Origin of the sequence: Pseudomonas sp. MF6394, from assembly GCF_002018845.1 — a bacterium.
Lineage (GTDB): Bacteria > Pseudomonadota > Gammaproteobacteria > Pseudomonadales > Pseudomonadaceae > Aquipseudomonas > Aquipseudomonas lactis.
Window position 1 is genome coordinate 83,456 of the sequence record NZ_MVOJ01000009.1, and the last position, 12,820, is coordinate 96,275.

A 12,820-nucleotide genomic window follows, 5' to 3' on the forward strand; every position below is an offset into this window, starting at 1 on the left:
TCAAATTAAACGAAGTTAAGCTAAATTGAATCTGCGCAATACAAAGCGCGATTGATTTGACGCCAACTGGCCGTCGATATCAAGGGAACTCAACTATGCTGCATTGCATACTCGCGCCCCGTTCAGTTGTGGAACCAGGGAAGGAATTGTCATGCCATCAAGCCTTTTGCATGTGCCGAGTGCGCCATGAAGACGGAATCTGGCCGGGCCAACCGGCGCATCCTGATCGTCGACGACACCGCTTCGATCCACCAGGATTTTCGCAAGATCCTCTGTGCCGACGAGCACGGCGAGCCCTCCCTCGATACTCTGGAGTCCGCCCTGTTCGGCACCACGGCGCCGGTGCGCCAGGCGTTTGACCTGGACTCGGCCTATCAGGGGCAAGAAGCCTTGGCACTGGTCAAGAAAGCCCTGGACGCCCACTCGCCCTACGCCATGGTGTTTATCGACATGCGCATGCCCCCTGGCTGGGACGGCCTGCACACCATCGAACAGCTGTGGGAGGCGGACCCCAACCTGCAAATCGCGCTCTGCACGGCCTATTCTGACTATTCCTTCGAGGCCATCGAAGCACGCCTGAAATACAACGACCAACTGCTGATCCTGAAAAAACCCTTCGACCACCTGGAAATCCGCCAGATGGCCAGCGCCTTGACCTGGAAATGGCAGCTGGCCCAGGACGCGGCCCTCAAGGTGATCAGCCTGGAGCGCACCATCGAGGAACGCGTGCAAGAGCTGCTCAAGGTCTCGCATTTATTGCAATACGACGCACTGACCGAGTTGCCCAACAGCACCTTGCTCGGCGACCGACTGACCCAGGCGATCGCCTTGAGCCGGCGGCACGACACGCAACTGGCGGTGATGTTTCTGGGGCTCGACCGCTTCAAGCGCATCAACAACGCCCTGGGCTATCCGGCAGGCGACGAGGTGCTTGCGCAGGTGAGCCTGAGCCTGGTGGCGGCGATACGGGCCTCGGACTCGGTGTTTCGTTACGGTTCCGACGAGTTCGTGGTGCTGCTCAACGATATCCAGCATCCCCAGCAAACCCAACATATTGCGCAAAAGGTACTCAATGCCGTCAGCGCGACTCGCCATGTCGCGGGGCATGACCTGAGTGTGAGCGCCAGCCTGGGCATCAGTATTTACCCCAATGACAGCGACAACGCCGTGGGCTTGCTCAAGCACGCTGAAACTGCGATGCGCACCAGCAAAGAACGCGGCCCGGGGGATTTCACCTTTTACACAGAAGACATGAACCTGCGCGCCCAGCATCAGCAAAACCTGGAAAGCGCGATCCGCCAGGCGCTGGACCGCGATGAGTTTGTGCTGCATTACCAGCCCAAGCTGGCGCTGGAGTCCGGGCGCATCGTCGGCGCGGAAGCGCTGACACGCTGGTTTCGACCGCAGTCGGGCTGGGTCAGCCCAGCGGATTTTATTCCTGTGGCCGAAGACAGCGGCCTGATCGTACGCCTGACCCAATGGGTACTGCGCCAAGCCTGCGCACAAGCCCAAGCCTGGCGCGAGATGGGCCTGGCGCCTCTGCGCATGTCGGTGAACATCTCGGCGATCGACTTTCGCCAACGGGACTTCGTCGACAACCTGGCCGCCATCCTTGAAGAAACGGGCCTGCCGCCCACCCAATTGGAACTGGAAATCACCGAAAGCGTGCTGATGCAGAACGTCGATGAAACCGTGGAGACCCTGCAAAAGATCAAGGCCATGGGCATCCGCTTGGCCCTGGACGATTTCGGCACCGGCTACTCCAGCCTCAGCTACCTGAGGCGCTTTCCCATCGACGTGCTGAAGATCGACCAATCCTTCGTGCGCGGCCTGCGCATCAATAGCCAGGACGAACAGCTGATCAGCGCTATCATCGGCATGGGCAAGAGCCTGGAGCTGAACATCATTGCCGAAGGCGTGGAAACCATTGACCAACTGAATTTCCTCAAAGCCCAGCAGTGTGAAGAGGGCCAGGGCTTTCTATTCAGCAAGGCGCTGCCTTCGAAAGATTTTGTGCAGTTGCTGCAAACGGATAGCGCGACACTGATGCCCGATCAATAAAATAAATAGCCCTAGGCCTGCAAGGAGTGCTCGCTTGAGCAACGTCGTAAACCACCGTTCTGGCCTGATGTTGGCGTTATGCCTGGGCACCGCACCGCTCGCAGCCGCGCCGCTGAACGAAGCGCTCAAGCCCTTGCCGGCGGTTCCCGTACTGGACCCGGTCAAGGTTGAGTTGGGTCGCCAGCTGTTCAATGAGCCGCGCTTGTCGGTCAACAACACCTTGTCCTGCGCCAGCTGTCACCAACTGACCAGCGGCGGCGCCGACAACAAGCCGTTCTCCATTGGCTTTGACGGCAAGCCGGTGCAGATCAATACCCCTTCTGTGTTCAACGCCAGCCTGAACTTCAAACAATTCTGGAACGGTCGGGTGGACACGCTGGAGGCCCAGGTCGAGCAGGTGGTGATCAGTCCGGTGGAAATGGGCAGCGACTGGAATACCGTGGTGCACAACCTGTCCACCCTGCCCGCTTACCAGAACGCGTTCAAGCAGGCCTACCCCGATGGCGTCACCGCCTCCAATGTGCAAAACGCCCTGGCCACCTACGAGCGCACCCTGCTGACACCCAACTCGCGGTTTGACCAATACTTGCTGGGCGATACCGATATCCTGACCACACAGGAAAAATACGGTTATCAACGCTTCAAGGACTACGGCTGCATCGCCTGCCACCAGGGGGTGAACATTGGCGGCAATATGTTCCAGAAGTTCGGCGTGATGGGCGACTACTTCAAGGCCCGCGGCAACCCGCTGGAATCGGACCTGGGGCGCTACCTGCTGACCCAGGATGAAGAGGACCGCCATGTCTTCAAGGTACCCAGCCTGCGCAATGTGGCCGTCACTGCGCCGTACTTTCACGACGCCTCGGCCAAGACACTTGAAGAGGCGGTTGACGTGATGTTCAAGTACCAGTTGGGGCGCAACCCGTCCCAGGAAGACAAGGACCTGATTATCCAGTTTCTCAAGACCCTGACTGGCGAATGGGCGGGCAAGCCACTATGAGACCCTTGTCACGCCGACGTACCAGCCAAATCCTGCTAGGCCTTATCACCCTGTTCCTGGCCTCCACACTGGTGTTTTTGTACCTCAAATCTTCGCGCGACCAGACAGCCACTTATACCCAGTCGCGTGACTTGATCCGCCAGCTCCAGCAGCTCAATGCCCAGTGGGACAGCGAAGTGCTCAAGGCCCGCATCGCGATTACCCACAACTACGACCCACTGGTCACACCGCTGACCGAAATGACCCGCATCGGGGCTGAACTGCAGAGCCGCAACACCTATCACAGCGCAGCCGACCTGCCCGGTTGGCAAGCCAGCCATGCCGCGTATCTAAAGGCCATCGAAGAAAAAGCCCGGTTGGTCGACCAGTTCAAATCCCACAACGCGGTGTTACGGAACTCATTGGCTTTTTTGCCGACGGCCGAGGACGACATCCAGGCCCAATTCAACAGCATGACCGACGAAAGCCGGCTGCAACTGCAAAGCGTGGCCACCGACACCTACGACCTGCTGCTCAGCAGCCTGGAGTTCGCCCAGGTCACCAGCGACGAACGTGCCGCCGATATCCTGGTGGGCTTGGGCAAACTGGCCATCAACCAACAGAGCCTGCCCAGTGAGTTCCAGGCACCGGTAGAGATTCTCAGCAATCATATTTCGCTGATCCTGCGCGAACAGCCACGGGTCAACAGCCTGCTTGAGCAGATTGCCGCCGTGCCGGTGGCCGAACACCTGGATGACCTGACCACCCACATTAATCAAGACCAGCAAGCCGCTGACCTCATCGACCACCAATACCATCGCTACCTGCTGATCTTCTCGACCTTGCTGGTGGTGCTACTGCTTTACCTGGCGGTGCGCCTGTTGCGCAGTTTTGCCGAGATCAACCGCGTCAACCGCGCGTTGCAGGCCGCCAACGAAACCCTGGAGCAACGGGTGGAGCGGCGCACGCAACAGCTCAAGGATGCCCAGAGCGAGCTGATGGACAGCGCCCGCCAGGCCGGCATGGCAGAGATCGCCACCAACGTGCTGCACAACGTCGGTAACGTGCTCAACAGTGTGAATATCTCTGCCGACCTGGTCAGCCGCAAACTGCGCGCCAGCAAGGCGCTCGGCCTGGGCAAGGCGATGCAGTTGATTAACGCCCACCAGGGCGACCTGGGCACTTTCCTCACTGAAGATGAAAAGGGCAAATTGCTGCCGGGCTATCTGAACCAGTTGGTCGAAGCGATTGCCATCGAACAGCAAGGCATGAGCGATGAGCTGGCGCAGTTGAGCAAAAGCGTGGACCACATCAAGGACATCGTCTCGACCCAGCAATCCTATGCGGGTGCGTCTACCTTGCTGGAGCCGGTCAATATCAGCGCCTTGATGGACGACGCCCTGCGCATGAACGCCGGCGCGCTAAGCCGTCACCATGTCACTGTTGTGAAGGCGTACGCCCCGGTGCCGGAGATCTTGGCGGACAAGCACCGGTTGCTGCTGATCATGGTCAACCTGATCAGCAATGCCAAATACGCCATGGTCAAACTGTCTGAGCGGCCACGGCAAATCACCCTGGCGGTGGAATCGGTCGGCGACGAGACCCTGAAGATCAGTGTGAAGGACGACGGCGAAGGCATACCGCCTGAGAACATGGCACGCATCTTCACCCACGGTTTTACCACCCGCAAGGAAGGCCACGGCTTCGGCCTGCACAGCTGCGCCCTGGCCGCCGTGGAAATGAACGGCCAGCTCAGCGCCCACAGCGACGGGCCGGGCCTTGGCGCCGTCTTCACCTTGACCATCCCCTTGACCCTTGCCGGAAGCAGCTCATGAACCAACCTCCCAACCGGCGCATCCTGCTGATCGATGACACACCGTCCATTCATGAGGATTTTCGCAAGATCCTGATGCCCGACGAAGCCTCAACCGAAGCGCTGGATGAGATGGAGTCGGCACTGTTTGGCGACGCGGCCAAACCTCAAGCCCAGACGTTCGAACTGCACGGCGCGTATGGCGGCGAGGAAGGCCTGGGCTTGCTGACCAGCGCCATGGCGCAACAGCGGCCCTATGCCTTGGCCTTCGTCGACATGCGCATGCCCCAGGGCTGGGACGGTGCCAAGACCATTGAAGAGCTGTGGAAAGTCGCCCCCGATTTGCAAGTGGTGGTGTGCACCGCCTACTCGGACTACTCCTGGGATGACCTGCTGTTTCGCCTGCACGCCCACGACCGCCTGCTGATCCTGAAAAAACCATTCGACAACATCGAAGTCCAGCAAATGGCCAACACCCTGGCCAACAAATGGGACATGGCCCGCCGCGCCTCCCTGCAAACCTCGCAGTTGGAGCGGTTGGTGGAAGAGCGCACCCAAGCGCTGCAACTGGAAATTGAAGAGCGCAAGCACCTGGAAAGCCAACTGGTGCAGTCGGAAAAACTCGCCTCACTGGGGCAACTCGCGGCCGGTGTCGCCCATGAGATCAACAACCCCGTGGGCTTTATTTCCTCCAACCTCAGCACCCTCGACGGCTACTTCAAACAGCTGCAACAGATGCTCGATGCTTACCAGCGCAGCGAAGCGCATATTGCTGAGCCAGAACATCGCGACCCACTCACGGCATTGCGCACCGAGCTGGACCTGGATTTTCTCAAGGACGACATTCCGATCCTGATCCGCGAGTCCAAGGATGGCATCGGCCGTGTGGTGCAGATCGTCAAAGACCTGAAGAACTTCTCACGGGTGGATAACGACCAGACCTGGCAATTTGCCAACCTGCAGCAAGGCATCGACTCGACACTGAACATTGTCGCCAGCGAACTCAAGTACAAGGCCGATGTGATTAAGCACTACGCGCCGCTGCCGGAAATCGAATGCCTGGCCTCGCAACTCAATCAGGTAGTGATGAACTTGGTGATCAACGCCGCACAAGCCATGGGCCCTGAGCGCGGCACCATTACCATCAGCAATGGGGTGGAAGGCGAACACGTGTGGCTGGAAGTCGCAGACAACGGCTGTGGGATTGCCCCCGACACCGTGCAGAAGATTTTCGACCCGTTCTTCACCACCAAGCCGGTGGGCGAAGGTACGGGGTTGGGCTTGTCGTTGTCCTACGGGATCGTCAAGAAACACCGTGGCGATATCAGCGTCAGCAGTGAGCTGGGCAAGGGTACGAAGTTTCGGGTGGTACTGCCGATTCGGCAGACGGCGGCGTAGGACACGCCGCCGACTCATGCTCATTCATCCGCTTTTTTCGGGCTCGATCCAAACGAGGCAAAGCGCTTGTTGAAACCGGCAATCCGGCCTTCGGCCTGGGTCTTGCGCTGCTGGCCGGTATAGACCGGGTGCGAGGCGCTGGAGACGTCCAGCGGGATGTAGGGATAGGTGTTGCCGTCGCTGTGTTTATGGGTGCGATCACTGTCGGCGGTGGAACCGATGAGGAAGAACACGTCGGCGGCAGTATCGTGGAACAGCACGGTGCGGTAGTCGGGGTGGATACCAGCTTTCATGAGGCCTCCGGGGCGTCTGGGTACGGTTGATTTGTTATACAGTAACACAAGATCAAGCAGCCAAACGAGAACCTATTGCAATAAGAATAGATTGCGCAGATCTATGGATATAGGTATCTCCCCCCAGCGATCCAGATGTGGGAGCTGGCTTGCCTGCGATGACGGCCTCCCAGTCGACACCTATCTACCTGATACCCTGCGGTTAAACTTGTGGGAGCGGGCTTGCTCGCGAAGGCGGCCTGACAGTCAACGCAGCTGGATTGTGTACATATCCATTCCTGCGGTAACGACCACTTAGGGTTCCGCCCTGACGGCGGCTCACTTTGCAAAAGCGGCAAAGTAAGCAAAACGCTCTTGCCCCACCACTCGGCACCTCGCTTAGGCTCGGTGTGCCCGTAATCCGCCAGTGATTTGGGGGGCCGCCGCCACGCGCCATCCATGGCGCGGGGCGGCTAAACCGGCATCCCTGCCGGTTTACCCCCCAAATCACTGTCGAATTCCGGCCAGCGTGGTTTGACGGGGCGCCTGAGATCAAGATCAAGAGCAGATCAAGAGCGACTCGCTTCGCATCGTGGTTACCGTTGAGCGCTACAGAGTTGTGTAGATATCTACGGACTTATCGGGCTTGTTGGAAATCAATTTCCAAGAATCAAAGCCATCTGGTTGAACGCCAACGGTTAAGCCCCCTCCGATTTCAGCTGCCCACTTTATTCAACACAGTCTTGACCTGTTCCGGCGTGGCCTCATTTTTGTTCACAGCACTGGCATACCCTTTTACGACACCCCAGATATTTCCCCGCGCAGCACTGGCGAGTGCTTGATCAAAACCATCGACCCGGGTTTTGTCAAAACCATCCTTGGCCCCCTTGAGGGCCCCGACCACCCCCTGGTCTGCATTGCCGATGCCCAGAAGAATATTGCTGAGCCCTGGGATGAACCAGGTTCTCTTTCCAGCTGCGCTGGCAGCCCACTGCAGATTATCTTTGTTGGTGCCGTCGGCCTTCACATGGGTATCGCTGGTGCTATCCAGGCGGTGATCGTCGCGCAAGGCGTAATAACCCTGCTCCGTAAAATCTTTCCACATACCAGCCGGAGTTCCGCGCCGGGCATCACCGCTACGGGTGATTCCTTCAAGGTCGCCATTGCCATGGGCTTTGCCTCGATGTTCGCCGTCAGCCGATAAGGACGTATCAATATAGTTGAGCACCCGTGCAACGTTGAAGGCAGCATCCGCTCGTGCTTCAGGGGCTTTGTTATTGCTCGTCCAATCACCCAGAAGTTTATAGGCCAATGGACGATTAATATCTTTTTGATGACCGAGGTTTTTGAGGATCGGATTGTCATTGATGATTTGTTCCGCAATGCGGTTATCACCCGGTGGACGGCCCGTGGCAAATTCCGGCTTTCGGCTCACATCCTGCTCAGGTTTCTCAATACCTTGCATTTGTTTATGTTCTTGGGCGATCTGCTCGCGCTGCGAGCCGGTTAACTGGCGTTTATCCCAGTCGTGACTGGAAGGCGCAGAACTCCAGACACTGGAAAAAACATTCGCTGCCACAATCGATGCCATCATAGGTAAGTCACTCGCTTATATCGTTATAAATTCCCTCTTGATAAAAGTGTCCTTACTTTCCCAATGCCCGGTCACAACCAGACACCCAATGAGTGGTGTCGGGGGCGTCATACGTTCCTCTATCAAGCTGATAGATATTTTGTCTGTACAAATAAGCCGAAGTATAAAAAAACGACTGGGCGATCAATCCTTGTCCGTGCTTTGACGACAGGTGCAGAATGGGCAATCGACCTGAAGAGTCCGAACCCAAGGAAACCGTATGAGCCTGTCCTTGTTAAGCCGCTACGCCTTCTTCGCTGTGTGTGTCATTTTCACCCTCGCCAGCCTCCCCTTTATCGAACATGAATGGCTGTGGCCGATCACGATAGTCACCGGTGTACTCAGCCTGATCGGCATTTTCGACCTGCTGCAAACGCCCCACGCGGTGCGCCGTAACTACCCGATCCTGGGCAATATCCGCTACCTGGTGGAAACCATTCGCCCGGAAATCCGCCAGTACCTGCTGGAGTCCGACAGCGACGCCCTGCCCTTCTCCCGTGCCCAGCGCTCGCTGGTGTATTCGCGGGCTAAAAACGAAACAGCAGACAAACCTTTCGGCACCCTGATTGACGTGTACCAGTCAGGCTTCGAATTTATCGGTCACTCCATGCGCCCTGCGCCCCTGAGCGACCCCAGCAGCTTTCGCGTGATGGTCGGCGGCCCGCAGTGCACGCAGCCGTACTCGGCGTCGGTGTTCAATATCTCGGCGATGAGCTTCGGCTCGTTGAGCGCCAACGCGATCCGCGCACTCAACCACGGCGCCAAGCTCGGCAACTTTGCCCACGACACCGGCGAAGGCAGCATCAGCCCCTACCACCGAGAAAACGGCGGCGACCTCACCTGGGAACTGGGCAGCGGTTACTTCGGCTGCCGCACCAGCGACGGCCGTTTCGACCCCGAACGCTTCGCCGTGCAGGCCCAGAACCCGCAAGTGCGCATGATCGAAATCAAGATGAGCCAAGGCGCCAAGCCCGGCCATGGCGGAATTCTGCCCAAGCACAAGGTCACCCAGGAAATCGCCGACACCCGCGGCATCATGATGGGTGAAGACTGCATCTCGCCGTCGCGCCACAGCGCGTTCTCCACACCAATCGAGCTGATGCAGTTCATCGCCCAGTTGCGTGAACTGTCCGGTGGCAAACCGGTTGGCTTCAAGTTCTGCCTAGGCCACCCGTGGGAGTTCATGGGCATTGCCAAGGCCATGCTCGAAACCGGCATCCTTCCGGACTTTATCGTGGTCGACGGCAAGGAAGGCGGCACCGGCGCCGCGCCGGTGGAGTTCACCGACCATATCGGCGTGCCGCTGCGCGAGGGCTTGCTGTTTGTGCACAACACCCTGGTGGGCCTGAACCTGCGCGACAAGATCAAGCTCGGCGCCAGCGGCAAGATCGTCAGCGCCTTCGACATCGCCAGCGTCCTGGCCATCGGCGCCGACTGGGCCAACTCGGCACGCGGCTTTATGTTCGCCATTGGCTGCATTCAGTCTCAGTCATGCCACACCAACAAATGCCCGACCGGCGTGGCGACTCAAGACCCGCTGCGTCAACGCGCCCTGGTGGTGCCGGACAAGGCCCAGCGCGTATTCAACTTCCACCGCAACACCCTGCACGCCCTGGCAGAAATGCTCGCCGCCGCAGGGCTGGAGCATCCGTCGCAATTGTCGGCCAAGCACTTGGTACGGCGCATGTCGGCGACTGAGATCAAGCTGTTTTCACAGCTGCATGTGTTCTTGAAGCCCGGCGAGTTGCTCACTGGGGAGGTGAACGGCGAGTTTTATTCGCGGATGTGGCAGATGGCCCGGGCGGATAGTTTTGAGCCCCATGAAATCGCTGCGGCCTAAAGGACACCTAGCATGTTGAAAGTCATCGCTGAAGACTTTATCAAGCCCGAACATCTGGAAACCGTGCGCCCGTGGTACGCCGAACTGGTGGAAAAAACCCGCCAGGAACCGCTGTGCATCGCCTACGAGCTGTTTGTCGATCAAAAAGACCCTGGGCACTTCGTCTTCATCGAACAGTGGCCCGATCAGGCAGCCCTGGATGCGCATTGCCAGACCGAGCACTTCACCCGTTTGGTACCGCAGATCAATGCGTATCAAGCCAAACCGTGCAGGGTCTTGCTGATGGACGCTTTCTGAGAATACCCCGCTTGTCTGAAACGGGTGCGCACTGTCAATTCTGACAGTAGATGATTTTGCTCTGATGCAAAACACTTGAAGGCATCAACCTTACCCATGGACGGGTGAACCATGCCTATACATGTTGCTTCATTGCTGCTCGCCTGCCTCCCACTGCTGGCGCTAGCCCAAGACGATCCGGTTGAACGCTTGCTGGCGCAAATGACCCTTGAAGAAAAAATTGGCCAGCTCAGCCAACTTGGCATCCAGGCTACGCCCACCGGCCCCGCCATTGATCAAGGCACGCAAACACAGATGCCCGTCACCCTGGTGGGGTCGGTACTGGGGGCGAATACCGCGCAACAGACCCGCCAGTTGCAAGAACAGGTGGTCAACGGCTCTCGCCTGCATATCCCCTTGTTATTCGCCTATGACGTACTGCACGGTTTTCGGACGGTGTTTCCAGTGCCATTGGCGCAAGCCTCGGCCTGGGACCCGGACCTGGCACAACGAACCGCACGCGCGGCAGCCGTAGAAGCCACCGCCAGTGGCGTGCATTGGACCTTTGCGCCCATGGTCGATGTTACCCGTGACCCGCGCTGGGGGCGCGTGGTGGAAGGCGCAGGTGAAGATCCGTTTCTGGGTTCTGCACTGGCTGCTGCCCTCGTGCATGGCTTTCAGGGCGCAGGTGCCCCTGATGTCTCTTCGATGCTTGCGACGGCAAAACATTTCGTGGCCTACGGCGCTGCCGAAGGCGGTCGAGACTATAACGTTGCCGACCTGTCGGAACGTACCTTGAGAGAAGTGTACTTACCTCCCTTCCAGGCCGCCGTCGCGGCCGGTGTCGATGCAATCATGCCGTCCTTCAACGAGTTGGCCGGCAGTCCCATGCACAGCCATACCGCCCTGCTGACCGGTCTGTTGCGCAAACAATGGGGGTTTACCGGCTTGCTGGTCAGTGATTTCAATGCTGTCTGGGAACTGGGCCCGCAAGGCATTGCCGCCACGGCGGCCGACACCGCACGGCTGGCGTTCACTGCCGGGGTGGATATCGAGATGGCCAGTCAATCCTATCGCCAACACCTGCCGACGCTGGTGCGCAACGGTCAGGTGTCGCGCAAAAGCGTGGACGACGCCGTGCGTCGGGTACTCAAGACGAAGCAACGCCTGGGGCTGTTCGATGACCCCTATCGGTACAGCGACGAAGCCCGCGAGCGGGCCAGCCAGCTCACGCCACAACACCGCGCCCTGGCTCGAGAAGCGGCGCAAAAATCCATCGTCTTACTGAAAAACAGCGGCGCATTGCTGCCGCTTTACAAACAGCCGGGCAAGGTCTTGGTTGTCGGCAGCCTCGCTTCGGACGCCAGCGCCACGATCGGCCCATGGGCCGGGGCCGGACGCGCCGAAGAGTCCGTCACTGTGCTGCAAGGTCTACGCAATGCAGTCGCACCTGGCAGCGAGATTGTTTACCTGCCCGGCGCCTCGCCCAGCAGCCCGCATGTCCAGGACATCAAGCAGGTCGAACACACGGCGCGTGAAAGCGACCTGATCATCGCCGTGCTCGGAGAAACCGCAGAACAGAGCGGCGAAGCCCATAGTCGCGCCGAACTCGGCCTGCCGGGTGGGCAGAATGCGCTGCTAAGCACATTGCTGAACACAGGAAAGCCGCTGGTCATCGTCCTGATGAACGGCCGCCCGCTGGTGCTCGATGAGTCAATCCAACAAGCGCCTGCCTTGCTCGAAACCTGGTTCCTGGGCAGTGAGACCGGGAATGCCGTGGCCGATGTGCTCTTTGGTGACGTTAACCCCAGCGGCAAGCTGCCAATGACGTTCCCACGTCATGTGGGCCAGATACCGATTTACTACGCGCATAAAAATACCGGCCGCCCACCCAGCGGTGATGGGAGTTACGCATCCGCCTACATTGATGTGCCCTGGACACCCCTGTATCCGTTTGGCTTCGGCTTGAGCTACACCTCCTTCGTCTACTCCTCTCCTCGCCTGAGTAGCCCTCGACTGACCTCCACCCAGACGCTGGAGGTTGAAGTCACCGTCACCAATACCGGCAAACGCGCCGGTGATGAAATCGTCCAGTTGTACCTGCGCGATGATGTTGCCAGCGTCACCCGACCAGTGCGCCGGTTACGGGGTTTTCGCAAAATTCATTTAGCACCGGGCGAAAGCCGCAGCGTCAGCTTTTCCCTGGGCCAACAGGACTTTGCCTTGCTCGACGAGCATTTTTCGCCGAAGGTCGAGGCCGGCAGTTTTACCGTCTTCGTTGGGCCGGATTCGACGACTACCAACCAGGCGCATTTCGAGGTGAGCGATACGCGCGGGTTGCCTATTGCGGGGCAGTCTGCCTCAAGGGCGTTGCCCCACTGAATATACCTACAAGTGCCGATGTGGGTGATGGAGACCAAGCTGTTCACGTAGTCGCCTGTGCTCTTAAAGCTCGGCGACTTACTCACGGGGTGAAGTGAACAGCAAGTTCTATTCGTACATGTGGCAGATGGCGCGGGCGGATAATTTTAGTCAACATGAACAGGCG

The 12,820-nt window shown here is 58.7% G+C and carries 9 protein-coding genes; 7 read left to right on the forward strand and 2 right to left on the reverse strand.

Annotated features, from left to right (window positions below):
• Positions 1-186 precede the first annotated feature (186 nt).
• From MF6394_RS11935 to MF6394_RS11950, 4 genes are read left to right on the forward strand one after another with little or no spacing between them, the layout of a single operon-like run.
• Positions 187-2,061 carry a putative bifunctional diguanylate cyclase/phosphodiesterase gene (locus MF6394_RS11935; RefSeq protein WP_044274723.1) on the forward strand — a complete coding sequence of 625 codons (1,875 nt, stop codon included), beginning with the start codon at positions 187-189 and terminating at the stop codon, positions 2,059-2,061.
• A gap of 34 nt (positions 2,062-2,095) precedes the next feature.
• Positions 2,096-3,061 (forward strand): cytochrome-c peroxidase, encoded by a 966-nt coding sequence (locus MF6394_RS11940; RefSeq protein WP_044274724.1) that lies wholly within the window; start codon positions 2,096-2,098, stop codon positions 3,059-3,061.
• On the forward strand, positions 3,058-4,875 hold the full coding sequence (locus tag MF6394_RS11945; protein WP_078466763.1) for a DAHL domain-containing protein: 1,818 nt from the start codon (positions 3,058-3,060) through the stop codon (positions 4,873-4,875). Before MF6394_RS11940 ends, MF6394_RS11945 begins: the two co-directional genes overlap by 4 nt.
• A complete protein-coding gene (locus tag MF6394_RS11950) occupies positions 4,872-6,251 on the forward strand; it encodes an ATP-binding protein (RefSeq protein WP_078466731.1) in 1,380 nt (459 codons plus the stop codon). The genes MF6394_RS11945 and MF6394_RS11950 overlap by 4 nt, the downstream gene beginning before the upstream one ends.
• A gap of 20 nt (positions 6,252-6,271) precedes the next feature.
• Here the strand turns inward: MF6394_RS11950 and MF6394_RS11955 are convergent, their stop codons facing one another.
• Both MF6394_RS11955 and MF6394_RS11965 read right to left on the reverse strand, forming a co-directional pair.
• The gene (locus MF6394_RS11955) at positions 6,272-6,544 is read right to left on the reverse strand and encodes a type B 50S ribosomal protein L31 (RefSeq protein WP_003188912.1); all 273 of its coding nucleotides are present in this window, start codon (positions 6,542-6,544) and stop codon (positions 6,272-6,274) included.
• A 694-nt stretch (positions 6,545-7,238) separates the two neighbouring features.
• Positions 7,239-8,117, reverse strand: coding sequence for a hypothetical protein (locus tag MF6394_RS11965; RefSeq protein ID WP_238597287.1), 879 nt, complete (start codon positions 8,115-8,117; stop codon positions 7,239-7,241).
• Between the two features lie 259 nt (positions 8,118-8,376).
• Between MF6394_RS11965 and MF6394_RS11970 the strand changes: the two genes are divergently transcribed.
• From MF6394_RS11970 to MF6394_RS11980, 3 genes are all read left to right on the forward strand, one after another.
• Positions 8,377-9,996 (forward strand): FMN-binding glutamate synthase family protein, encoded by a 1,620-nt coding sequence (locus tag MF6394_RS11970; RefSeq protein WP_044274709.1) that lies wholly within the window; start codon positions 8,377-8,379, stop codon positions 9,994-9,996.
• Between the two features lie 12 nt (positions 9,997-10,008).
• Positions 10,009-10,293, forward strand: coding sequence for a putative quinol monooxygenase (locus MF6394_RS11975; RefSeq protein WP_044274710.1), 285 nt, complete (start codon positions 10,009-10,011; stop codon positions 10,291-10,293).
• A gap of 111 nt (positions 10,294-10,404) precedes the next feature.
• Positions 10,405-12,654, forward strand: a complete 2,250-nt coding sequence (locus MF6394_RS11980) for a glycoside hydrolase family 3 N-terminal domain-containing protein (RefSeq protein ID WP_069558773.1) — start codon at positions 10,405-10,407, stop codon at positions 12,652-12,654.
• Positions 12,655-12,820 lie beyond the last annotated feature (166 nt).